This is a genomic window from Streptomyces sp. cg35 (assembly GCF_050410835.1).
Classification (GTDB): Bacteria; Actinomycetota; Actinomycetes; order Streptomycetales; family Streptomycetaceae; genus Streptomyces.
In genome coordinates this window covers 824365-846685 of sequence record NZ_CP191268.1, presented here as the reverse complement: position 1 = coordinate 846685, position 22321 = coordinate 824365, and the positions used below count along the sequence as shown (strand labels likewise).

The 22321-nt window shown below is 69.4% G+C and carries 24 protein-coding genes and 3 pseudogenes; 22 read left to right on the top strand and 5 right to left on the bottom strand.

The window, feature by feature from the left end; all coding sequences use genetic code 11:
- Positions 1-24: 24 nt before the first annotated feature.
- Positions 25-639: a TetR/AcrR family transcriptional regulator gene (locus ACQUQD_RS04160; RefSeq protein ID WP_428950543.1), complete on the top strand. Its 615-nt coding sequence runs from the start codon at positions 25-27 to the stop codon at positions 637-639.
- A 6-nt stretch (positions 640-645) separates the two neighbouring features.
- Positions 646-771: pseudogene (locus ACQUQD_RS04155) on the top strand (IS481 family transposase); the annotation flags it as partial.
- A gap of 72 nt (positions 772-843) precedes the next feature.
- On the opposite strand, the gene ACQUQD_RS04150 reads toward ACQUQD_RS04155, so the two are convergent.
- Complete coding sequence (locus ACQUQD_RS04150; RefSeq protein ID WP_428950542.1) at positions 844-2052, bottom strand: phospholipase D-like domain-containing protein; 1209 nt, start codon at positions 2050-2052, stop codon at positions 844-846.
- A 252-nt stretch (positions 2053-2304) separates the two neighbouring features.
- On the opposite strand from ACQUQD_RS04150, the gene ACQUQD_RS04145 reads away from it, so the two are divergent.
- The 3 genes from ACQUQD_RS04145 to ACQUQD_RS04135 all read left to right on the top strand — a co-directional run bounded on the left by ACQUQD_RS04145 (position 2305) and on the right by ACQUQD_RS04135 (position 4142).
- Complete coding sequence (locus ACQUQD_RS04145) at positions 2305-3168, top strand: SigB/SigF/SigG family RNA polymerase sigma factor (RefSeq protein ID WP_428950541.1); 864 nt, start codon at positions 2305-2307, stop codon at positions 3166-3168.
- 82 nt (positions 3169-3250) lie between these two features.
- On the top strand, positions 3251-3646 hold the full coding sequence (locus ACQUQD_RS04140; RefSeq protein ID WP_428950540.1) for an STAS domain-containing protein: 396 nt from the start codon (positions 3251-3253) through the stop codon (positions 3644-3646).
- 52 nt (positions 3647-3698) lie between these two features.
- Positions 3699-4142 carry an ATP-binding protein gene (locus ACQUQD_RS04135; protein ID WP_428950539.1) on the top strand — a complete coding sequence of 148 codons (444 nt, stop codon included), beginning with the start codon at positions 3699-3701 and terminating at the stop codon, positions 4140-4142.
- A gap of 122 nt (positions 4143-4264) precedes the next feature.
- Here the strand turns inward: ACQUQD_RS04135 and ACQUQD_RS04130 are convergent, their stop codons facing one another.
- Positions 4265-4645, bottom strand: a complete 381-nt coding sequence (locus tag ACQUQD_RS04130; protein WP_428950538.1) for an ATP-binding protein — start codon at positions 4643-4645, stop codon at positions 4265-4267.
- 125 nt (positions 4646-4770) lie between these two features.
- Between ACQUQD_RS04130 and ACQUQD_RS04125 the strand changes: the two genes are divergently transcribed.
- The 7 genes from ACQUQD_RS04125 (at position 4771) to ACQUQD_RS04095 (ending at position 12073) form a co-directional block, all read left to right on the top strand.
- Positions 4771-5124, top strand: a complete 354-nt coding sequence (locus ACQUQD_RS04125; RefSeq protein ID WP_428950537.1) for an STAS domain-containing protein — start codon at positions 4771-4773, stop codon at positions 5122-5124.
- 190 nt (positions 5125-5314) lie between these two features.
- Complete coding sequence (locus tag ACQUQD_RS04120) at positions 5315-6127, top strand: endo alpha-1,4 polygalactosaminidase (RefSeq protein WP_428950536.1); 813 nt, start codon at positions 5315-5317, stop codon at positions 6125-6127.
- A 124-nt stretch (positions 6128-6251) separates the two neighbouring features.
- Positions 6252-7580, top strand: a complete 1329-nt coding sequence (locus ACQUQD_RS04115; protein ID WP_428950535.1) for an ABC transporter substrate-binding protein — start codon at positions 6252-6254, stop codon at positions 7578-7580.
- A gap of 133 nt (positions 7581-7713) precedes the next feature.
- The gene (locus ACQUQD_RS04110; RefSeq protein WP_428950534.1) at positions 7714-8742 is read left to right on the top strand and encodes a carbohydrate ABC transporter permease; all 1029 of its coding nucleotides are present in this window, start codon (positions 7714-7716) and stop codon (positions 8740-8742) included.
- Positions 8739-9596, top strand: a complete 858-nt coding sequence (locus ACQUQD_RS04105; protein ID WP_428950533.1) for a carbohydrate ABC transporter permease — start codon at positions 8739-8741, stop codon at positions 9594-9596. The genes ACQUQD_RS04110 and ACQUQD_RS04105 overlap by 4 nt, the downstream gene beginning before the upstream one ends.
- A 61-nt stretch (positions 9597-9657) precedes the next feature.
- Positions 9658-10659, top strand: a complete 1002-nt coding sequence (locus ACQUQD_RS04100) for a carbohydrate kinase family protein (protein ID WP_428950532.1) — start codon at positions 9658-9660, stop codon at positions 10657-10659.
- A gap of 85 nt (positions 10660-10744) precedes the next feature.
- Complete coding sequence (locus ACQUQD_RS04095; protein WP_428950531.1) at positions 10745-12073, top strand: alpha-glucosidase/alpha-galactosidase; 1329 nt, start codon at positions 10745-10747, stop codon at positions 12071-12073.
- A 134-nt stretch (positions 12074-12207) separates the two neighbouring features.
- Here ACQUQD_RS04095 and ACQUQD_RS04090 read toward each other — a convergent pair whose 3' ends face one another.
- Positions 12208-13029: a siderophore-interacting protein gene (locus tag ACQUQD_RS04090; protein WP_428950530.1), complete on the bottom strand. Its 822-nt coding sequence runs from the start codon at positions 13027-13029 to the stop codon at positions 12208-12210.
- A 168-nt stretch (positions 13030-13197) separates the two neighbouring features.
- Here ACQUQD_RS04090 and ACQUQD_RS04085 point away from each other — a divergent pair, with 168 nt between their 5' ends.
- A complete protein-coding gene (locus ACQUQD_RS04085) occupies positions 13198-13413 on the top strand; it encodes a hypothetical protein (RefSeq protein WP_428950529.1) in 216 nt (71 codons plus the stop codon).
- A 277-nt stretch (positions 13414-13690) separates the two neighbouring features.
- Here ACQUQD_RS04085 and ACQUQD_RS04080 read toward each other — a convergent pair whose 3' ends face one another.
- Positions 13691-13831, bottom strand: coding sequence for a hypothetical protein (locus ACQUQD_RS04080; RefSeq protein WP_428957786.1), 141 nt, complete (start codon positions 13829-13831; stop codon positions 13691-13693).
- Between the two features lie 52 nt (positions 13832-13883).
- On the opposite strand from ACQUQD_RS04080, the pseudogene ACQUQD_RS04075 reads away from it, so the two are divergent.
- Both ACQUQD_RS04075 and ACQUQD_RS04070 read left to right on the top strand, forming a co-directional pair.
- Positions 13884-14015 (top strand): annotated as a pseudogene (locus ACQUQD_RS04075) (IS5/IS1182 family transposase); the annotation flags it as partial.
- 259 nt (positions 14016-14274) lie between these two features.
- Positions 14275-14487: a hypothetical protein gene (locus ACQUQD_RS04070; protein WP_428950528.1), complete on the top strand. Its 213-nt coding sequence runs from the start codon at positions 14275-14277 to the stop codon at positions 14485-14487.
- A 186-nt stretch (positions 14488-14673) separates the two neighbouring features.
- Here ACQUQD_RS04070 and ACQUQD_RS04065 read toward each other — a convergent pair whose 3' ends face one another.
- A complete protein-coding gene (locus tag ACQUQD_RS04065) occupies positions 14674-14910 on the bottom strand; it encodes a hypothetical protein (RefSeq protein WP_428950527.1) in 237 nt (78 codons plus the stop codon).
- 112 nt (positions 14911-15022) lie between these two features.
- Here ACQUQD_RS04065 and ACQUQD_RS04060 point away from each other — a divergent pair.
- The 7 genes and pseudogenes from ACQUQD_RS04060 to ACQUQD_RS04030 all read left to right on the top strand — a co-directional run.
- A pseudogene (locus ACQUQD_RS04060) lies at positions 15023-15265 on the top strand (Ku protein); the annotation flags it as partial.
- 74 nt (positions 15266-15339) lie between these two features.
- Complete coding sequence (locus ACQUQD_RS04055) at positions 15340-15855, top strand: Ku protein (RefSeq protein WP_428957449.1); 516 nt, start codon at positions 15340-15342, stop codon at positions 15853-15855.
- On the top strand, positions 15852-16430 hold the full coding sequence (locus ACQUQD_RS04050; protein WP_428950526.1) for a hypothetical protein: 579 nt from the start codon (positions 15852-15854) through the stop codon (positions 16428-16430). Before ACQUQD_RS04055 ends, ACQUQD_RS04050 begins: the two co-directional genes overlap by 4 nt.
- 726 nt (positions 16431-17156) lie before the next feature.
- The gene (locus ACQUQD_RS04045) at positions 17157-18842 is read left to right on the top strand and encodes an acetolactate synthase large subunit (protein ID WP_428950525.1); all 1686 of its coding nucleotides are present in this window, start codon (positions 17157-17159) and stop codon (positions 18840-18842) included.
- Positions 18843-18998: 156 nt separating this feature from the next.
- Positions 18999-20513: an FMN-binding glutamate synthase family protein gene (locus ACQUQD_RS04040; RefSeq protein ID WP_428950524.1), complete on the top strand. Its 1515-nt coding sequence runs from the start codon at positions 18999-19001 to the stop codon at positions 20511-20513.
- Between the two features lie 54 nt (positions 20514-20567).
- Positions 20568-20960 (top strand): LexA family protein, encoded by a 393-nt coding sequence (locus ACQUQD_RS04035; protein WP_428950523.1) that lies wholly within the window; start codon positions 20568-20570, stop codon positions 20958-20960.
- Between the two features lie 31 nt (positions 20961-20991).
- Positions 20992-22076 (top strand): IS630 family transposase gene (locus tag ACQUQD_RS04030; protein ID WP_428950522.1). Its coding sequence is split into 2 segments (ribosomal slippage): positions 20992-21453 and positions 21456-22076, totalling 1083 coding nucleotides; the frame shifts between segments, so codons are not numbered across the junction.
- The last annotated feature ends 245 nt before the right edge of the window (positions 22077-22321 follow it).

Here is a 22321-nt window from a genome sequence, read left to right as displayed (position 1 = left end):
CCCCACCCGTATAGGTTGCTGACTGTGCCCACCAGGAAAGTAGAAGTACGCCGCGAACAGATCCTCCACGCGACGATCGAGGTACTGCGCGAACACGGCTTCGCCAAGGCGCGCGTCAAGCACGTCGCCGAGCAGCTCGGCATCAGCTACACCCTCGTCTACTACCACTTCCCCACCAGGGAAAAGCTCCTGACGGACACCTTCACCTTCCTCGCCGAGGACGAAGCCGTCGCCATGCGCCACACCGCCGAAGGCGACGGCAACGCCATCGAGAAGATGCGCGCTGCCATCACCCCGATCACGGCCGAGCGGCCCACCACTCGCTGGATCCCTCTCATGGAGGGCTGGGTTGCCGCGCTGCGCGTTCCGGAAGTCAGATCGGGACAGATCCGCTACCTGCACCGGTGGCTCGACTCCTTCCAGCGCATCATTGAACAAGGCAACCAAGAAGGCTCGTTCCACTGCACTTCCCCAGAAGCATCCGCCTGGCGCATCAACGCGCTGCTCGACGGAGTCTGCGTGCAACTCGCCAGCTATGACGGGGCCCTGCCGCGCAAGACCGCCTATGCGCGCATGTGGGACGGCATTGCCCTCGAACTCGGCTGCACCACCCAGACGCTGGCACCGCAGGCCAAGTAGGGGCGGTCCTCGGCTCGCTCCGCCGCCCTGCCAGACTTCCTGCACACCTGCAACCACCACCGCTGCCACACCGCGCTCGGCGGCCACCCACCGATCACCCGCGTAAACAACGCTGCGAGTCAATACACCTAGGCAGCGACGGCCCGCACTCCACGGTGCAGAGCCCGCGCCGGGCCTGACCGACCGGCGAGAGAGGCTGCCCTGTCACAGGAAGTGCTGCACGGCCCGGGTGGCCGTCTCGGCGGCCCGGAACGACAGCGGGCGCTTCGCCCAGCGGCCGGGGTCCACCGTCACGCTGTGGGAGACGTCGGCGTCGTAGTCCGCGTCGAGGGCGGCGGTGAACTCCGTGTCGAGGACGGCGAGCATCACCTCCTCGTCGTGGTCGAGGGAACGCCGGTTGAGGTTGGCCGAGCCGATGAGGGCGGCGGTGCCGTCCACCGTGACGATCTTGCAGTGGAGCATGGTCCGCTGGTACTCGCGTATGGTCACCCCGCACTCCAGCAGCCGGTGATAGTGGTGACGTCCGGCGATCCGGCTGATCTTCTTGTCGGTGTACGGGCCGGGCACCAGCAGCTCGACCTCGACGCCGCGGCCCGCCGCGGCGCACAGCAGCTCGACGAAGTGGTCGTCGGGTGAGAAGTAGGCGGTGGCCAGGCGCAGTCGCTGCTCGGCGGACGCGATCGCCACCCGCAGCAGCGTCTGGATGTCCTGCCAGCCGAGGCTGGCCGACCCGCGCACCACCTGCACGACGGCATCGCCCTTCGGCTCGTGCTCGACGAAACGGTCCCGCTCGTCGAAGAGCTCGTCGTGGCACTCCGCCCAGTTCTGGGCGAAGGCGGCGCAGATTCCGTCGACGGCCGGGCCGTGCACCTGGACGTGGGTGTCGCGCCACTCGTGCGGGCCACGGGCGTCTCCGCACCACTCCTCGGCGATGCCGACGCCGCCGGTGAACGCCGTCAGCTCGTCGACGACGAGGACCTTGCGGTGGCAGCGGTGGTTCTGTTTGAACGGGGACAGCAGCAGTGGCTTGCGGAACCAGGCGATGTCGACGCCCTCGCGCTCCATCAGGTCGAGGAGGTCCTGTTCGATGGTGCGGCTGCCGAACGCGTCGAGCAGGAGCCGCACACGAACACCGGCGCGCGCCCGCTCGGCGAGAGCCTCGGCGAACTCCCGGGCTATCTCGCCCTGCCAGTAGACGAACGTCATCATGTCGACGGTGTGCCGGGCCTCGCGGATCGCCGTCAGCATGGCGGGGAAGATCTCGTCGCCGTTGCGCAGGGGCAGGAGTCTGTTCCCCTCGGTGGCGGCGACGCCGATGAGGCGCTCCATGCGGCGTCGCAGGCGCTGAACCCGCTCGGCCTGTGACCTCCCGTGCGTCGGCTCGGGAACGGTGGCCGCGGTGGTGGCAGACATGTGCTTCTCCAGGTCGGGTGCGGGTGGTCGCACGCATCCGCATGCCCCTTCACCTTTTGTTCACGCATCTGCACATCGCCGTGCCCTGCGGGGAGTTCGGCCGTGGTCCGCCGAGCAGGTTCCGGCCCTGCGGCACGCCCCTTCAGGTTCCGTAGATCGGTACGACAACCTGCAGGTATGCACGTCGACTTCTTGGGTAAGCGGGGCGGACGGGGACCGATAGGCAGGCCCAGTCGACAAGAGGCGGAACGCATGAAGATCGTGACGGCGCAGGGACCCACGACGGCCACACCGGCCGAGGAGGCCTTGGTCGAGCGGGCGTACGCGGACCCGTCGTCGATCGCGCCGAAGGACGCGCGTCAGGTCGGGCGGCACTTCTTCGACCGCCTCACCGAACTCGAGGAAGGCACGCACGAGTACCAGTACGTGCGCAACGTCCTGATCGAGATGAACCTCTCCCTCGTGCAGTACGCGGCGTCCCGGTTCAAGCACCGCGGTCCGCAGGAGATGGAGGACATCGTCCAGGTCGGCACGATCGGTCTGATCAAGGCGATCGACCGGTTCGAGCTGAGCCGCGAGGTCGAGTTCACCTCTTTCGCCGTCCCCTACATCACCGGCGAGATCAAGCGCTTCTTCCGCGACACGTCCTGGGCCGTGCACGTCCCACGCCGTCTGCAGGAAGCGCGCATCGAACTGTCCAAGGCCACCGAGGAGCTGCGCTCCCGTCTGGGACGCGCGCCGAGCACGGCGGAGCTGGCGGAGCTGATGCAGCTGGACCCGGCCGAGGTCGCCGAGGCGCAGAAGGCCTCCAACGGCTACAACAGCGTGTCCCTGGACGCGACGGTCAACGGCAAGGACGACGAGTCCGACACCATGCTGGCCGACTTCGTCGGCGTCGACGAGGACCGCTTCGAGCTCGTCGAGAACTTCCACGCCCTGGCTCCGCTGATCGCCGATCTGGACGAGCGGGAACGCGCCATCATCCATCTGCGCTTCGTCGAGGAGCGGACCCAACAGCAGATCGGTGAGGAACTGGGCTACTCGCAGATGCACGTCTCCCGGTTGATCACCCGCGTCGTGAACAAGCTCCGGGCGGGCCTGATGACCGACGCGTAGCCGATGCCGCCGCCCCTGCCCCCGCGCCGAGCAGACCCGGGGAAGGGGCAGCGGGACCCGTGCGGGATGAAATAATGAGTTCATGCGCGCGTCTTTGCAGGTCACCATCCGTCTCGAACCCGAGCGGTCGGTGATCGTCCTGGTCGGTGACTGCGACGAGGACACCGGGCATCTACTGGACGAGGCCTTGTCGGACGTGATGGCGGGCGCCCCCGAGATTCTCGAGATCGACGTGTCGCGGGTGGAGTTCGGTGACTCCATGCTCCTGCACGCTCTGCTGCGGGCGCTGCGCTCGCAGCGCACCCGGCAGGGCCGTCTGGTGCTGCGGGGCCCGCTGAGTGTCGGCGTTCGGCGTCTGCTCACCGAAACCGGAACCATGGACGTGTTCGAGGACTGCGTCGAGGACACGGAACGCGCGGAAGACGGCCGTCGCGGCAGGCCGGGGACCGTGACCGACAGCCGGGGGTGTTCCTCGTGAGAGAGGTGCGCGGTCCGGTGGATGCACCGTCCAGTGGAAGCAAGAGCACGCCATGAGGGCGGCGCACCACGACGGACAGGACGCATCGCGTCCGCCCCCGCAGCCCGCCCCGGGCCTGCGGGAGATGTCAGGTGCGCAGGCGCGTGAGCAAGTGCGCCGAGCGGTCCACGCATGCGCCGCCGACGCTCCTGACGGTGCCGGCGCGCAGGTGGAACAGCGCCTGGCGGATGCCCAGTTGGCCTGCTCGGAACTCGTGTCCAACGCTCGTCGGCACGGCGGCGGCCTGGCGTGGTTCCAGGTGCGTGCCGAGGGCGGCCACGTGGTGATCGAGGTGGGCGACCACAGTTCGGCGCTGCCCCTGTCGCCGCCGCGCGACGCTCTGGAGCCGGGTGGCTTCGGCTGGGCGCTGGTACAGCGGTTGGCCGAGAAGATCTCCGTGGAGGTCCGCCCCGACGGGCGCGGCAAGATCATCCGTGCCCACCTGCCGGTGCGCTGAACACGTGACCGTCTGTTGATGATTCTCTTCCCACGATCGAGGGACGTTGGGCGCCGCGCCCTGGGGGTACTGGCGCCAACGGGGCCGTCGATGGGGTGACTGAGCGGGAAGTGAGCTTGTTGTCAGTGCAGTCGGAGCAGGACACGTACGCGCTTGCCGCCGGTCAGCGGCTGGGTGGCGGTGACCGACGCGGCGACGGCCGTCACGATCGACCAGCCGTACCCGGCCCGGCTGGACATGTGGAAGTCCCCTCGCCCGCCGGGCGCGTAGTCGACGGTCACGCCGAGCGTGCCTCCGTGCACCGCCGCGGTGAAACAGAGGATGCCCGGAGTGTGCTGCTCGGCATTGGAGACGAGTTCGGACACCGCCAGCATGATGTCGCCGCGCAGCGCAACGGGACAGGCTTCGCCCGGTTCCTCGATCAGCAGGTCGACGGCCTCCCGCGCCTCCGCGGGATTGTCCGGTACCCCGCTCAGCGTGCCGCCGCTGTGCCACAGCGTCATACGAACCTCCGCACCCCGGCGATTCCCCTGCCTCCCGGTTGCCCCGCGCCCCCCGACGGACGCCGGGCAGCCCCTGCCCTCACACGAACGAGTGACCCCCGGCCCGGAACGACCAGGAGGCCGGCATGACACGCGCCCCGTACGACAGCAACGACGAAGGTCGCCACACCCACCGCTCCGTCACCATCAACCGTACTGACGCGGGCGCCACGGCGACGATCTCGGTCCTCGGTTTCCTGGAATGGGACACCACCGAAGAGTTAGTCGCCCACATCGAGAAGGCGGCCGGCACCCCCACCGTCGTCATCGACCTGCGCGGCCTCGTCTGGGCCGACTCCGCGCTGCTCCACGCGCTGATCAACACCCAGCGGCACCTGCGCCGCAGCGACTCGGTCCTCATGCTGCGAGGCCCTTTGCAGCCCGTGCTCCAGCGCCTGTTCGAACTCACCGGGACCACCTCCTACTTCGCCTTCTGTTGACACGGGGAGAGCTGATCGCTTTACTCCTCGAAACGCCGGAGCCGAGCACGCGAAGCAGGGCCCGCGGCGTCAGAGGTACGCCTAGCCGGTAAGCGCCAGGGCCCCACGGCCCGCAAGCCCGGACACAGTCGCCAGGGTCACTCCAGGGCCCGAGGCGGGGACGTACCCTCCATCACACTGGAGCTCGACAGTGAGCATCGATCGTGCCCGTACCCGCCGGATCTCCGCCGCGGTCGTGGCCCTCTCGGCAACGCTGGTCGCCCCCGTCCTCAGCGCGTCCCCCGCGGCCGCCGCACTGACCCTTCCCCCGGCCCACGCCGGGTTCGACTACCAGATCGGCGGCGCGTACACCCCGCCCGCGGGGGTGTCCGTGGTGAGCCGTGACCGCGGGGCGTCGCCGGCCCCCGGCCTCTACAACATCTGCTACGTCAACGCCTTCCAGGTGCAGCCCGACGAACTCGACGCGTGGGACGCCGACCTCCTCCTGCGGGACTCCGCGGGCGACGTCATCATCGACGAGGAGTGGAACGAGGCCGTCCTGGACGTGAGCACGGCCGCCAAGCGCGAACGGATCGCCGCCAAGGTGAACGGCTGGATCGACGGCTGCGCGGCCAAGGGCTTCCAGGCGGTCGAGCCCGACAACTACGACAGCTACACCCGCAGCCAGGGCGGGTTCGGCGCCTCGGCGGCCATGGCGTACATCACCCAGCTCTCCGCCCACGCGCACTCCAAGGGCCTGGCGATCGCCCAGAAGAACACCGCCGACCTCGCCGAGCACCGCTCCACCACCGGGCTCGACTTCGCCGTCGCGGAGGAGTGCGGGGAGTGGAACGAGTGCGACTCCTTCACCGACCACTTCGGTGACGACGTGATCGTCATCGAGTACACCGCCAAGGGGCTCGCCACCGCCTGCCAGGGCTGGAAGGACGAACTGTCCATCGTCCGCCGGGACATGGACGTCTCTCCGGCCGGCAGCAGCGGCTATCTGCGGCAGACCTGCTGACCGGCACCCTCCCCGTCCGGCGCTCCGGCGCCCCGGTCCCTGGTGAACAGGGCTCTCGGTCTGGGATGCACCAGGCCTTCGGTGATACGGCACGGCGTGCTCCGCACGCCCCTTGGAGGTGCACATGGCCGCGAACCCTCGTACGTCCCACCCGTCCCGCCGCCGGATCCTGCGCCGGGGCACCGGCCTTGCGCTCGGCGCCGCCGCGCCGGCCGCGCTGTCCGGATGCGGCGCGGACGCGTCGGACGGCGTCGGCCCCGACGGCCGTGTCACGGTCGAACTGTGGCACGGCCAGACCGACACCGCGCGGACCGTGATCGAGGCGCTGGTCCGGGAGTTCAACCGAACCCACCCCCGGATCCGCGTCGACGCGGCCGGCGGCGTCCTGTCCGACGCGATGCTCCAGAAGATCACCGCGGCGCTCGCGTCCGGTTCCTTCCCGGACATCGTGTACGTCTTCGGCTCGGACCTCGCCAGCGTCGCGCGCAGCCCGTCGGCGGTCGACCTGACCGACACCTTCCGCTCGGGTCCCGTCCCGTGGAACGGGTACTGGAAGCCGGCGCGGGACGCCGTCACCGTCAACGGCCGGGTGCGCGCGGCCCCCGCACTGATCGACTCGCTCGCCGTCGTCTGCAACAAGAAGGTCTTCCGCGACGCCGGCCTGCCGCTGCCCGAACCCGGCTGGACCTGGCAGGAATTCACCGACACGGCCGCCCGCCTCACCGACCGGCGGCGCTCCGTCTTCGGTACCGGCTGGCCGGGGGTGGGCGACGAGGACACGGTGTGGCGGCTGTGGCCGATGGTGTGGGACCTGGGCGGTGAGGTCATCGCGCCGGACGGGAAGTCGATCGGCTTCGCGAAGGAGGGCGTACGGGCCCTGGAGACGGTGGAAACCCTCGCGCGGGCGAAGAGCGTGTACATCGACCCCAAGCCCGGCAGCGAGCAGATGTACCAGGTCTTCCTCGCCGGACGGATGGGCATGGTCGTCACCGGGCCGTGGCAGCTTCCCGACATCCGGAACGCGAAGATCGACTACCACGTCGTCCCGCTGCCCAGCTACAGCCGTCGCCCGATGACCATTTCGGGACCGGACACCTGGACGGTCTTCGACAACGGCCCGGCGCGGGTCCGGGCCGCGCGCACCTTCGTGACGTGGCTGACGCAGCCCGCCCAGGACGTGCGCTGGGACGTCCAGGCGGGCAGCCTGCCGCTCAGCCGCCCGACCGCGGCGCTGCCGGCCTGGCGGAAGCGGGACGCGGAGACCGAGGGCCTCTCCGTGTTCACACAGGCACTGGACTCCGCCCGCGTACGCCCGGTGCACCCCGCCTACCCGCAGATCTCGCAGGCGCTCGGCCAGGCCGTCTCCGCCGTACTGCTCGGCAGAAGCAGCCCGGCCGAGGCGCTGCGCCGGTGCGCGCGGGAGGCCGACGCCGCGCTCCTCATCCCGCGGTGACCAGGCGCACGGCATCGACCGTGCCCGCGTACAGCGCACGGGCAGCCCCACCCGTGCGGACAGCTGCCCCGCGCAGACCGCGTACACCGCGTACACCGCGTACACCGCGTACACCGCGCTCAGGAGAACCGTCATGCCCCGACTGCCCGCCCCGCTCACGCTTCCCGACCAAGACCCCGGTTCTCTGCGCGCAGGCCGCGCCCGTGGGAAGGACCCCGGCCGACCGGTCGGGCGTGCGGAGGCCCGGCTCCCGCGCAAGGGCGGATCGCCGCCGCGCCGCGGCGAGTCCGCGACCGCCTGGGCGTACATCTCGCCCGCCGTCCTGATCATCCTCGGCCTGAGCGTCGTCCCCGTCTGCTGGTCCCTCCTCCTCTCCTTCCAGGCGGACGACCTGGTCACCCCCAGCCGCTGGGTCGGCCTCGACAACTACCGTGCGCTGCGCCAGGATCCGCACTTCGCCGAGGCCGTGTGGAACACCGTGCTCTACACGGCGCTGTACGTGCCGCTCTCCATCGGCCTCGGCCTGGCGCTGGGCCTCGCACTGAACCAGCGCATCCGCTTCGTGGGGCTCTACCGGACCCTGTTCTTCGTGCCGTTCGTCGTCTCGGCCACCGCACAGGGCGTCCTGTTCTCCTTCATCCTCGACCCGGAGTTCGGCGTCGCCAACTCCGTACTGCACCATCTCGGCGTCTCCCCGCAGGGCTTCCTCTCCGATCCGGGGCAGGCCCTCCTCGTACTGGTGGCCATCTCGCTCTGGAGCGGCACCGGCTTCTGCGTCGTCGTCTTCCTCGCCGCGCTCCAGGACGTGGAGCCGTCCCTGATCGAGGCGGCACGCCTTGACGGTGCCGGGCGGTGGCAGCTGCTGCGGCACGTCACCCTGCCCGCGCTGGCGCCGGTCAGTGTGTTCCTGCTGGTGTGGCAGACCATCAACGCCCTGCAGGTCTTCGACCTGGTGTACGTGACGACCAAGGGCGGGCCGCTCGGCTCGACCACGGTGATCGTCTACTTCATCTGGGAGCAGGCGTTCAAGAACTTCACGGCCGGCTACGGCGCGGCGGCGGCCTACGTCCTCGCGCTGGCGCTGGGCGTGGTCACCGTGGGGCTGCGGCTGGTGCGGAGCCGTTCCGTACGCCCGGCACCCCTGGAAGGAGCAGACCAGTGACGCTCACCACCCCGCCCGCCGAGCGCCCCAAGGGCCGGGCCCGGCTGCCCTTCAGCGCCTGGCACCTGCTGCTCGCCCCGCTCGCCCTGGTCTTCGCGATCCCGCTGATCTGGCTGCTGCTCAGTTCCGTGATGAGCAACGCCGAGATCAACCGCTTCCCGCCCGCCCTGTGGCCCTCCGGTATCGACCTCGGCGGCTACCGGTACGTCCTCGGCAACGCGATGTTCCCCCGCTGGTTCGCCAACTCCCTGATCGTCTCGGTCGTCGCGGTCGTGTCCAACCTGGTCCTCGGCGCCCTCGGCGGGTACGCGTTCGCCCGGATGCGGTTCGCCGGGTCCCGGCTGCTGATGGGGCTGATGCTGGCGACGATGGCGATCCCGTTCCAGCTCACGATGATCCCGACCTTCCTCGTCATGAAACGGCTCGGGCTGATCGACACCCTGGGCGCGCTCATCGTGCCGTCGCTGGTCACCCCGTTCGCGGTCTTCCTGCTGCGGCAGTTCTTCCTGTCGCTGCCCAGGGAACTGGAGGAGGCCGCCTGGATGGACGGCTGTTCACGGCTGCGCGTGCTCTTCCTGATCGTGCTGCCGATGTCGCGGCCCGCGCTGAGCACCGTCGCGGTACTGACCTTCCTGACCACCTGGAACGACCTGACCTGGCCCCTGATCGCCATCAACCACGACACGCAGTACACGCTGCAACTCGGCCTGACGACCTTCCAGGGCCTGCACCACACGAAGTGGTCGGCGGTCATGGCCGGCAACGTGATCACCGTGCTGCCGGTGCTGCTCGCCTTCCTCTTCGCCCAGAAGTCGTTCGTCCAGGCCATCACCTCGTCGGGGCTCAAGGGATGAGCAGGCGATGAGACCGGACCACCCCGCTCACCTCTCCGCATCGCAACCTCAGGGAAACCGGATGCTGCCGCACGCCTCGCCCGTCCCGCACACCTCATCCACCTACGATCTGCTGGTCATCGGGGACGCCAACCCCGACATCGTCCTAGGACCCCTCGACGCGCCGCTCGCCTTCGGCCAGCGCGAACAACTCGTCGACACGGGCCTGCTGACCCTCGGCGGCTCCGCCGCGATCATGGCGTGCGGCGCCGCGCGCCTCGGCCTGAAGGTCGCCTTCGCGGGGCGGGTCGGGGACGACGAGGCAGGACGCTTCGTCACGGCCGCACTCGCCACCCGCGGCGTCGACACCAGCGCCGTCCGGGTCGACCCCGCCCTGTCGACCCCGCTCACGGTCGTGGTGACGCGCGGCGGCGGCGACCGTACGATCCTCACCTCGCCCGGCACCCTCGCCGCCACGAGCGCCGACGACGTACCCGAGGCGCTGCTCGGCGACAGCCGCCACGTGCACGCAGCCTCGTACTTCCTGCTGCCGAAGCTCGCCGAGGCGCTGCCCGCGCTCTTCCGCACGGCGCGCGAGCGGGGGGCCACCACCTCGCTGGACACCAACGACGACCCGGCCGGGAAGTGGGACACCGGCGACCCCGACGGGTTCGGCTCGGTGCTCGCCGTCACCGACTTCCTGCTGCCCAACGCCCGCGAAGCCCGCGCCCTCGCCGGCCTGCCCGAGGACGCGCCCCTCGACGCGGCGGCGCGCCAACTCGCCCTGCGCGGACCTCTGGTGGCCGTCAAGGACGGCGCGGACGGAGCCCTCGTCCACGACGGCCGGACCGCGCTCCGCACCCGCGGCATCCAGGCCGAGCCGCTGGACACGGTCGGCGCGGGCGACAGTTTCGACGCGGGCTTCGTCGCGGCCGTGCTGGCCGGGCACTCCGCCGCCGACGCGCTCGAACTCGCCTCGGTCTGCGGGGCTCTGTCCACCCGGGCGTACGGCGGCACGCCGGCCCAGCCCACCTGGGCCGAGGCGGACGCCGCGCTCCCCACCGTGCCCCGGCCACCCGCGTAACAACGCTGCCACCGCACGCGTCACCGCACCTGTCACAGCACCGGCCGCGGCCCCGCACCAGTACTCGCAACGGAAAGAACGTCTCATGACCACCACGAAGAACGCCACGAAGATCGCCTTCATCGGCGCCGGAAGCGTTGTCTTCACCCAGGGGCTCCTGACGGACCTCTTCGCCTTCCCCGATCTCCGCGACCTCCACATCGCCCTGCACGACATCGACCCGGAGCGACTGGAGACCGCTCTCGGCGCGGCCCGGCACATCGCCGACCGTGCCGGGGCCACCCCGTACGTCACCGTCACCGCGCACCCGGACCGCCGAGAGGCCCTGGCCGGCGCCGACTTCGTCATCAACATCGTCCAGGTCGGCATGGGCGCGTCGACCCGCACGGACTTCGACGTACCCGCGGCCCACGGCGTCCGCCAGACCATCGGCGACACCCTCGGCGTCGGCGGCATCTTCCGCGCGCTGCGCACCTTCCCCGTGCTGAAGGCGCTCGGCGCGGACATCGCGGAACTGTGCCCGGACGCGTGGCTGCTCAACTACACCAACCCCATGGCGATGAACGTCCAGTACCTCACCGCCGCCACCGGGCTCACGCGCGTCGTGGGCCTGTGTCACTCCGTCTACTGGACGCTACGCGACCTCTCGGACCTGCTGAACGTGCCCTACGAGCAGGTCACTTACCGCGCGGCCGGCGTCAATCACCAAGCCTGGCTGCTGCGTTTCGAGCACGACGGCGAGGACCTCTATCCCCGACTCGACGAACTCATCGCCTCTGACCCGCAGTTGCGGCGCCGGGTGCGCGTCGACATGTACCGGCGCCTCGGCTACTACCCGACCGAGACGAGCGAGCACTCCGCCGAGTACGTGCCCTGGTACCTGCACCACGACAGCGAGATCGAGCGGCTGCGGCTGCCCGTCGGCGCCTACCTCGGCATCGTCGACGAGAACGTCGCCCTGTACGAGAAGACCCGCGACGCGCTCCGCGCCGGAGCCCCGCTCGATGTCGAGGGCATGATGGAGTACGCGCCCCAGATCATCCACAGCATCACCACCGGCACCCCGCGCACCGTCTACGGCAACGTCCCCAACCACGGCCTGATCGACAACCTCCCGGCGACCGGCACCGTCGAAGTCCCCTGCCTGGTCGACGCGTCGGGCGTGCAGCCGACCCGGATCGGTGCCCTGCCCGCCCAGTGCGCGGCCCTCAACCGCGGCTATCTGAGCATGAACGACCTGGTCGTCAGGGCCGCACTGGAGGACGACCCGCGTGCGATCCGGCAGGCCGCCATGGCGGACCCGGCGACCGCCGCCGCGCTGCCCCTGGAACGCATCTGGGAGCTGTGCGACGCCATGGTGCTGGCACACGGCGATCTGCTCCAGCCGTCCCTGCGGGCGACCGCACTGCTCTGACCCGGCTCGCCGCGGAACGGGACGGGACCGTCCGTCCCGCCTCCGCCCCGAACGACACGAGGAGAGCCGCCCGACGGTCTGCACCGTCGACCGTCAGGGCACGGAAGGGCTGACCGGGGGCTCCGGGCGCTGCCCTACGAGGCGGCCTTGACCCGGCTGTGCTTCCAGAAGCCGGAGAAGGTGATCCGGTTCTTCGGAAGCCCCGCCTTGTGCAGATGCCGGCGGCCCTCCGTGGCGAGCGTCGATTCGCCGATGACGAACGCGTACCCCGTCTCGGACACCTTCTCGTGGCGCCGCAGTTCCTTCAGCGCCGCCGCGCCGGGCACGGCCGTGGGGTCATTGCGTACGACCCACGTCACGGAGACCCCTTCCGGCGCGCCGAGTTCGCGCCGGTCGCCGTCCGCCGGGATCTCCTGGATGACGCGGCCGACAGTGCCGCGGGGGAGTGAGCGCAGCACACCGCCGGTCGCGGGGAGGCCGCTCTCGTCGGCCACCAGCAGCACCTCGGACGCGTCGTCCGGACAGTCGAACAGGAGGCCCTGGTCGAGCAGCGCGATCGGGTCGCCGGCGCGGGCGGCGCACGCCCAGATCGCCGCGGCGCCCTCGGGTTCGCCCGTCGGGCCGCAGTGCACCACGAAGTCGATGTCCAGTTCCGCCTTTTCCGGGCGGAAGTCCGCCACGGTGTAGTTGGCGCAGTGCGGACGCTCGTCCTCGGGGAGGGCGAGATAGGGCTCCCACCATGTGGAGCCGGACAGGTGCGGCAGGACGAACCGGTCCTGGTGCGGCAGTTTGAAGAAGAGCCGGAACCAGTGGTCGTAGCCCTGCCACGGGAACGTGGCGAAGGGGTCGCCGGTCACCGTCACGCGCTGCATCGAGGGAGAAAACCGGACACTGCTCACGACTTCACCGCGGAAGAGGCCGGGGTGCTTCGGTACAAGCCTGGGGGTCTTCGACACGCAGTTAGCTTAGCCTAAGCTAACTGCGTGTCCAGCTGTGTCGCGCTGCCGCCTTCGTCGCAGCCAGGGGCTCCCGGTGCCGGAGCGGGCCCCGGGTAGGCGCGTCCGCATGCTCCGATCGTCCCGTGGTGACGTCTCGGCCAGCAGCGCAGCCGACCGGTCAGAACCGTGGCCTGCTGCCTCAGTAATCCGCAGCGCGACGGCACTCATCTCTGCCGGCCCCTTCAGCCACCGCTCGCCGCTGTCGACGATCCGGCGGCCTGCGCGCATGGAGACGTCAATGACCTCGACGGCGAGCTGATGACGTTCCGGCGCGTCCTCCGCGACCGGCCCGCCGAACTGCTCCGCGCGTGCAAGCTCACCCCGCACTCCCCGGCGAACTGAAGGCGACGCTCGCCGAGGCGCCGGCCGACGATCTCGAACTCTCCCGCCGCATCTGGTCGCGGCTCGCCCAAGGTCGGTCCACCGCGCAGCGCCGCTTCCGCAAGCGCGATCGCCACGCGTTCCTGAGGCTGCGCGAACTGTCCCGACAGATCGAAGCGGGCGTCCCGCTCCCCGACGTCGTCGTGAGCGCGCGACCGGCCACCCCCTCGGTCGCGTTGCTCCTCCGGCCGGCCACCTCCGCGCTCCTACTCACCATCCGGTGGGCAGGGCGCACCCTCTACCGACGATTCACCCGCCACCACGCCACCCCGACCACCAGCATCATCGCTCCCGCCCACCACGCCGTCTGCTCGGCCGCCGCACCCCACGAGTCCTGCGCCAGCCAGCGCTCCAGCAGCAGCACGACCCCTGCACCCACAACCAGACCGACCAGACCTCGCAGCAACAGCCTCATGCCGCCCAACTACTCACACGGCTTCCGACGGCTCCGTGTTCGCTGGGAACGGCTAGCCGACATTCACGAAGCCTTCCTCAAACTGGCCTGCTGCCTCATCACTCACCGGCAACTCAGGTCACTGTGTGAGCCGCCGATAGCCGGTTAAGAACTTCGTCGGGAGTGAAGCTCCAGCCGACCAGGCTCGGCCCGGGACTGGAAGTGTGCCGCGAAGTACAGCCAGGCCTCCGCGGTGAGCGCGGGCTTCGTCGGAGCATTTACCGGACCGGGCGTCGCGCCTGCGGCGGGCCTCGGTGCCGTCGGTGGCCTGGTTGGGTCATTCTGGAGCTGCTGACGATTTGCCGCTTATGGCCTTGGGCAGGAAGAATTCCCGGCCTGCCCAAGGCCATTGCCGCGGAGAGGGAGACATGCCCAAGCTGGACCCGTCCGACATCAGTTCCGGATTCTGGATTCCCATCGCACTTTGCCTGGCGGTCTTCTTCGTGACCACCGCCTGCGGCGTGGGCCTTGTACCAGCGGCCGCCTGGGCCGCGGGAGCCGGGGTCGCGGCCGCCCTGATCCTGCGGTTCGTGAAGAAGAATCTGTTTCTCGGTCACGCCACTCACCACGAAGACGAATAGCCGCTCGTATTACTTGCATATTCACGGCAGTCAGGCCTCTGCTCGGTTTGCCGACGGACGGTCAGGCTCGGCTGACCGCCCTCATGAGCCGCCCGTATTCATCGACGGTAAGAACGGCTCGTTCTTCCTTCGTCGTGATGGCGACTGCGATCCACACGATGCCCCACAGCAGGCGGGTGGCCAGGGTCAGGATCGCGTGCAGCCTGCGGTTCGGCGCGTGGCCTTTGACGAGGACGGCTTGCACGGGAGTTCGGGATTCGATCCGCAGCCGTGGATCACATAGGTGTTGATCTCGCGGTCGAGGATGCCCGACCGGGCCGCTTCGCTGAGCAGGGGTGCGTCGCCGGGCAGCTCGGTGATCTGGTGTTCGTCGGGCTGCCTTGCGCCGTCGCCCCATCCGGGCCAGGGCTGCTTCTGCTCCATACGGTCACGGTGGCCTGCTTCTGGGGCGCCTGCCACTCGGCATGCTGTGCGCTGGTCTGCGCCATAGCCTGGTGGTCTCGGGGCTGATTGTGGAGGTTCGTCATGCCCCGCCCTGTGTGGACCGGCGCTAGGGCTGGTCACGATCCCCATCAAGGTCACGGCAGCGACCGAGGATCACAGCCTGCGTTTCCACCAGTACCACTTGGAAGACATGGCCAGGGTGCGCACCAAGAAGATCTGCGAGACCGAGGACCGCGAGGTCGCGAACGCCGAGATCGGCAAGGGCTACGAGTACGCGAAGGACCAGGTCGTCGCTATCTCCGATGAGGAACTCCGCGAGATCCCGCTGCCGACGGCGAAGGCCATCGAGATCGTCGCCTTCGTGCCCTACGAGTCCATCGACCCGATCCAAATCGGGGAGGCTACTACCTGGAGACCGACGGGCAGGTCGCCACCAAGCCGTACGTCCTCCTCAGGCAGGCCCTCGAGCGCAACAGCAAGGCCGCAGTCGCAAAGTTCGTCTGGCACGGCACGGAAGGACTCGGCTTGCTGCGTGTGGTCGAGAACGCCATCGCCCTGCACGCCCTGAAGTGGCCTGACGAGATCCGCTCCCCGGAATCCCTCGCCCCCAAGGCCGTCGACATCAGCGACAAGGAGGTCGACGAGGCGATCCTCCTCATCGAATCCATGACGCGTGAGGAGCCCATCGCCGACGCCGACTGGGCCACCGACCGCTACACGGATGCTCTCGCGGACGTCATCAAGGCGAAGGCCTCCGGCAAGAAGCCGCCGCAGATGGAGAGCGAAGAGGGGCCGGCTGGTCAGGTCGTCGACCTCATGGCCGCCCTGGAGCAGTCCGTCGCCAAGGCCCGCGACGCCCGCGGCGAGGGCGCGCACGCCGACGTCCACGAGCTGCAGACCACCGCATTACGCTCGACCACATGACCGATCCGAGCGCGTACGACTTCCCCGCTGACCTGCTGGCCGCACAGAAGCAGGCCGCGACCCTGTACGACGAGCTGCACGCCTTCCCCAAGCGGCCCGGTCTCTCCTGGTCAGTGGAACCGCTCGACGGCTGGCAGGCGGAAGACGCCCCGCACGGCGGGAAGGTCAGCCGCTTCCGGTCGACCCGGCCCGACTCCCCCGGCTGGAGCGACGAGGACAAGGCCGCCTACGCGGCACTGCGACAGGAGCTCACGGCGCAGGCACACCTCGTACTCACCCACACACACTGGAAGACGTACGAAGGCAGCGACCTGGTGAAAGCCCGCATGCAACTCACCTCCCCTGTGGTGAGTCACCAGGGGCAGGCCTTCCGGCGAGGGCCTGCCCCTTCACCCCACACGGACAACGGTGAACCTCTGCTCCCGCGACGTTCCTGCACAGAACTCTGCGCAGCTCACTTCAGCAGGCCACGATCGGCGACGGAGGCAAGGAACTCCTGGCTCTGCACCGCAGGAGTGCCCCGCAGGGGCGCAGGCCGCGAGGATCCGCGCGGCCTGCGCCGGGCGACGCGTTGATTGCGGCGCGTACAGCGATGTCGCGTTCCCTGCGCACGATCTCGGCGTAGCGCCGCGGAACCGGGCGTTTGTCTTCGATGCCCAGCAGCACCTGATCCGAGGCACCGGGCCGGTCGAAGCCGTACGTGCTGACCCTCCAGTCCAAGCGACAGGCGGCCACGCGAAGGGCGGCCCGGATCAGAGCTGGGCCGCCCAGCTGGTCTGAGTCCTTGCTCGCGAGGACCAGCTGGAAACAGCCGCCGTAACCGCCGGCATCCGGGGGAGAGCTACGCCGGAGCAGCGGTTCCACCGCCTCGGCGAGCGCTGTGCACCGCGGATCTTGTGAGTACGAGGCCATCTGGTGACCGTACGAACGGGATCGGGCCCAGCGGGTTCGGCAAGCCCGTCGCGCGCCTGCCACTACCTGGACAGGCGAACCGGGGCAGGGCTCAGCCGGACAGGTGTCCTCCTGGTCATCTGAGTCTCGTCCGCGGTCTTCGTCCACACGTAGGGCTTGGGGTCGGTGTTCCAGGCGGCGATCCCGTTACGGATGTCCTTCTCCGAGGGCGCGCGGCGCCGCCCGTACGAGCCGCCTCAGGCGGCGCCGAAGGCCCGGACGGCGCGTCCCCGCTCCACTTGAGCTTCTCGTGGCCTCGGTCCACAGGCGTCCGGCCGGCGGGCCGGGGTAGACGGCTGACCGGCCCGCCCCATTGGCGCGGCCCGAAATCAGGAGAGGACACGATCAGCGTGAGCGACGCCGAGCACCAAAAGAAGACCCCCGACGGAGCGGCCGAACTCCTGGTTCGCTGCCTGGAGAACGAGGGCGTCGAGGTGGTGTTCGGCGTGCCCGGCGAGGAGAACATCCGCTTCACCAACGCCCTCGCCCGCTCGGAGAAGATCCGCTACGTCCTCACCCGGCACGAGCAGGCCGCGTCCTTCATGGCGGAGATGCACGGCCGGCTTACCGGCTCGGCGGGGGTGATGTCCGCGACGCTGGGGCCCGGCGCGATCAACCTGATGCTGGGCGTCGCCGACGCCATGACGAACAGCACGCCCGTCGTCGCGATCACCGCGCAGGTCGGCAAGGAGCGCAACTACAAGGAGTCTCACCAGTTCGTGGACCTGGTGAGCATGTTCGCCCCGGTCACGAAGTGGTCGGCGGAGGTCCCGGCCACCCGGGCCCTGCCAGAGATGGTGCGGCGCGCGTTCAAGACCGCGGAGTCCGAGCGGCCGGGCGCCGTCTACCTCGCTGTGCCCGAGGACGTCGACGCGGCGACGGACGGCTCGGACCTGCGCCCGCTGCGCAGGAACGTCGTGCAGGCTGAGGCGCCGTCCCCGAAGCAGATCAAGCGGGCGGCGGAGCTGCTGCGCGAGGCCCGCCGGCCGGTGATCCTCGCTGGTCACGGCGCGGCGCGCGGCGGCGCCGAGGAGTCGCTGGCGGCGTTCGCCACCGCACTTGACGTGTCGACGGCGACCACCTTCCACGGCAAGGGCGTCCTGCCCGACGACCACCCGTGCGCGACCGGCACGTTCGGCTTCATGCGGCGCGACTACACCAACTTCGGGTTCGAGGAGGCCGACGTCGTCATCGCCGTCGGCTACGAGTTGCAGGAGTTCGACCCGTCCCGGATAAACCCGGACGGTGACAAGAAGATCGTCCACATCCACCGCTTCCCGGCGGAGGTGGACGACAGCTACTCGGTCGACGTCGGCATCATCGGTGACATCTCCGCCTCCCTCGACGCCCTCGCCACCGAACTCGACGGCCTGCGCTGGACCATCGACGACGAGGACACCACGGCCACCCGCGCGCTGCTGGCCAAGGAACTCGAGCAGGGCGCCGCGGACGAGCGCTACCCGCTCGCCCCGCAGCGCGTCATCGCCGATACACGTGCCGCGCTCGGTCGCGACGACATCGTGCTGGTCGACACCGGCGCGCTGAAGATGTGGATGGCCCGGCTCTACCCGACGTACGCGCCGAACACCTGCCTCATCTCCAACGGCTTGTCCACCATGGGCTTCTCACTGCCCGGCGCACTCGCGGTCCAGCTCGCCAGGCCCCAGACGAAGGTGCTGGCGACGGTCGGCGACGGCTCGTTCCTCATGCACTCCCAGGAGATCGAGACGGCGGTCCGCGAGAACATCCCGCTCACCGTGCTGATCTGGGAGGACAACGGCTACGGGCTCATCAAGTGGAAGATGGACCTGGAGGTCGGGGAAAACTCCAACACCGACTTCGCAAACCCGGATATCGTCCAGTACGCCCGCAGCTTCGGCGCGAAGGGCTACCACATCGAGTCCGCCGGGGAGCTGCTGCCGACGCTGCGTGAGGCACTGGCGGACCCGGGCGTGTCGATCATCAACTGCCCGGTGGACTACGCCGAGAACATGAACCTCATCGAGCACCTCGGGCACCTCGACTCGGCGCTCTGACCCGCCCGCGCGGCGCGGCCCGACCCCCGTACGGGCCGCGCCGCGGCCCTCCCGCAGGGGCGGCACCCTCGGGTCTTCGGCAGCGCGTGGCATTTCCGCGGCGCGGGGTAGACGGCCACCGTGAGGTTCAGCCGGTCGACGAGAGGAACGTTCGTGATGCGTGCTCGGAGCATAGGTGCGGCAGCCGCCACAGGGTTGGCGCTGGTGGCCGCCCGCGACCTCGTGCAGAAGAAGCACGCGCTGCTGAGGAACTTCCCCCTGGTGGGACACGCCAGGTACATCCTGGAGACGATCGGCCCCGAGCTACGGCAGTACATCGTGACGTCCAACGACGAGGAGCGCCCCTTCAGCCGTGACCAGCGCAGCTGGATCTACGCGTCGGCAAAGGGGGAGAACAACTACTTCGGGTTCGGCACCGACAACGACATCGAGCACGAGCAGGGTCACGCATACGTGAAGCAGCGTACTTTTGCCGGTGCGCTGCCCGATCTGAGCGACCCGCAGGCGCCGTTGCCCTCGGCCAAGGTGCTCGGCGGACCGCGCGGCCGCGCGAAGGCGTTCCGCCCGGCGAGCGTCATCAACATCTCGGCGATGAGCTTCGGCTCGCTGTCCAGCGCGGCCGTCACGGCCCTCAACAAGGGCGCGGCGCTGGCCGGGACGATGCAGAACACCGGCGAGGGCGGCCTGTCGCCCTACCACCTCAACGGCGGGGACCTCGTCCTCCAGATCGGCACGTCGTACTTCGGCTGCCGCAACGAGGACGGGACGTTCAACCTCGACAAGCTCAAGTCCACGGTCGCGGACGCGCCCGTCAAGGCGATCGAGATCAAGCTCTCGCAGGGCGCGAAGCCGGGGCTCGGCGGCATGCTACCGGGCGCGAAAGTGACCGACGAGATCGCCCGGATCCGCGACATTCCCGCGGGCGAGGACTGCGCTTCGCCGTCGCGGCACACCGCGTTCCACGACGTGGACTCGATGCTCGACTTCGTGGAACTGCTGGCCACGGAGACCGGACTGCCGGTCGGGATCAAGAGCGCCATCGGGGAGATGGACTTCTGGGAGGAGCTCGCCACCCTGATGGAGCGGGGCGAGCGAGGGGTCGACTTCGTGACCGTCGACGGTGGCGAGGGCGGCACCGGGGCGGCTCCCCTGATCTTCGCCGACTCGGTGTCCCTGCCGTTTCGCGTGGGCTTCTCCCGCGTCTACGGCGTGTTCGCCGAGCGGGGCCTGACCGACGACATCACCTTCATCGGCTCCGGCAAGCTCGGCCTGCCCGAGAACGCCGTCGTCGCGTTCGCCCTCGGCGTCGACCTGATCAACGTGGGCCGTGAGGCGATGCTCTCCATCGGCTGCATCCAGGCCCAGAAGTGCCACACCGACAAGTGCCCCACCGGCATCGCCACCCAGAACCCGTGGCTGGCGCGCGGTATCGACGCGCCCTCGAAGAGCACCCGGGCCGCGACGTACCTGCGCACCCTGCGCCGGGACTTGCTGAAGGTCTCGGGCGCCGCCGGCGTCCCCCACCCGTCGCTCATCACCCCCACCGACATAGACCTCCTGAACGGCGACTACGAAGCCCGCACCCTGGGGAGTGTGTACGGCTACAAGGATGGCTGGGGCTCGCTCGGCCCGAAGCTCGCCCATGAGATCGCCGAACTGCTCACCACCTGAGCCGGCCACTCGGCTACCTGTTTTCAGCAGATCTGAGTCCCTACGGCTGTATCAGTGCACATACCCGGGCGCGCGAACATACGTGAGACCGCACGCGATCGGGCGCAGTCTGCCATCGGTTCCCTTCCTGAGCCCTCCAAGATTCGGCGAACCCGTCGGATTCCAGTGAAGGGCGACTCGATGGCGGGCGCCCACATGCTTGATGGCGACACCGTGATCATCCGCGTGCAGGAGACAGCCGAGAACGGCGAGGTCGTGGCCGCCACGTTGGAAGGCGAAGCCACCGTCAGGCTGCTCAAGCGGGACGGCGCTCACGTGTGGCCGGTTGCCGAGAACCCGGCCTACGCATATCGCCCATATAGTGCCATTTCAGCTGGGGGTAAAGTACGGAGCTCCGCCGTTGACGAGGGGTTACTGATCTGTTCGGGGTGTTGTCGGGAGGGGTGACGGGCGGCGATTCCCGCGGTAGGCCGGTGGTATGCGGTACGCACAGGGCGGTGGACTGACCGCCGAACGGCAGCATTTTCGTGAGCGGATTCGCCTCGAGGCCGGGGAACGGTTCGAGCGGGGTGAGAAGAACACGGTGATCGCGAAGGAACTGCGGGTCAGTGTGCGCTCGGTGGAGCGCTGGCGGCGGGCCTGGCGCCAGGGCGGGACCGCCGCCCTGACCTCGGCCGGGCCGCCGAAGCTGCCCAGGCTGAGCGATGACCGGTTCACCGAACTGGAACAGGAGCTGGCCCGGGGGCCGGCGGTGCACGGCTGGGAAGACCAGCGCTGGACCCTGGCGAGGATCCGCATACTGATCTTCCGGCTATTCGCCCTGGAGGTCTCGCCGGCGGCGGTGTGGCGGCTACTGCACCGGCACGGCTGGTCCTGGCAGTCACCCGCCCGCCGGGCCGTTGAACGCGACGAATCCGCGGTCCATCTGTGGAAGAAAAACGTGTGGCCGCAGGCGGAATGACTGCGGCGGCGCTGGGCGCCTTCCTCGTCTTCGAGGACGAGGCCGGGTGCGGGATGACCCCGACACGGGCCCGGACCTGGGGCCGGCGCGGGCAGACGCCGGTGGTGCGGGTGCGCGGCCGGTCCTGGCGCCGCTATTCGATCGCCGCCCTGTGCTGTTACCGGCCGGGCGAGTTCTCCCGGCCCCGCCGGCACCGCAAGCACCCCGGCACGGGACGCAACAGTTTCGCCTGGACCGACTACCGCGACCTCATCGTTCGCGCCCACATCCAGCTCAAGGCTCCCATCGTCCTCATCTGGGACAATCTCAACACCCACCGGACCGCCGGGATGCGCCAGTACGCGGCAGGCCACGACTGGCTCACCATCGTTCATCTGCCCTCGTATACCCCGGACTTGAACCCGGTGGAGGGCGTCTGGTCACTGCTGCGGCGCGGTCCGCTGGCCAATGTCGCCTTCACCGACGACGACCATCTCGAACACACCCTCCGCCGCGGCCTGCGGCACATTCAACGCCACCCCGAACTCATCGACGGCTGCCTCACCGGCACCGGACTCAAGCTGACTCACTATCCGACGACAACACTCCGAATAGGTCAGTAGGCTCGGTCCCGACGGGCGGCCCGGCGCCGTCCTCGTTGAGAGCCCGGACGCTGACAGGTCGAACGCGCAACGCGCCCCGTCCATCCCGCTGTGAGTGCCGAGTTCGTCCACGCACAAGCGATGGAGCTTGGCGCACCCCAGGCCTTGGTTGGTCCGCGCAGCACACAAGCCCTGTGCGACACGACAACACCAGGTGATACACCTCACGCGCCTCAACGGTCGCGCGCGTACAACCCTTTCGCTTC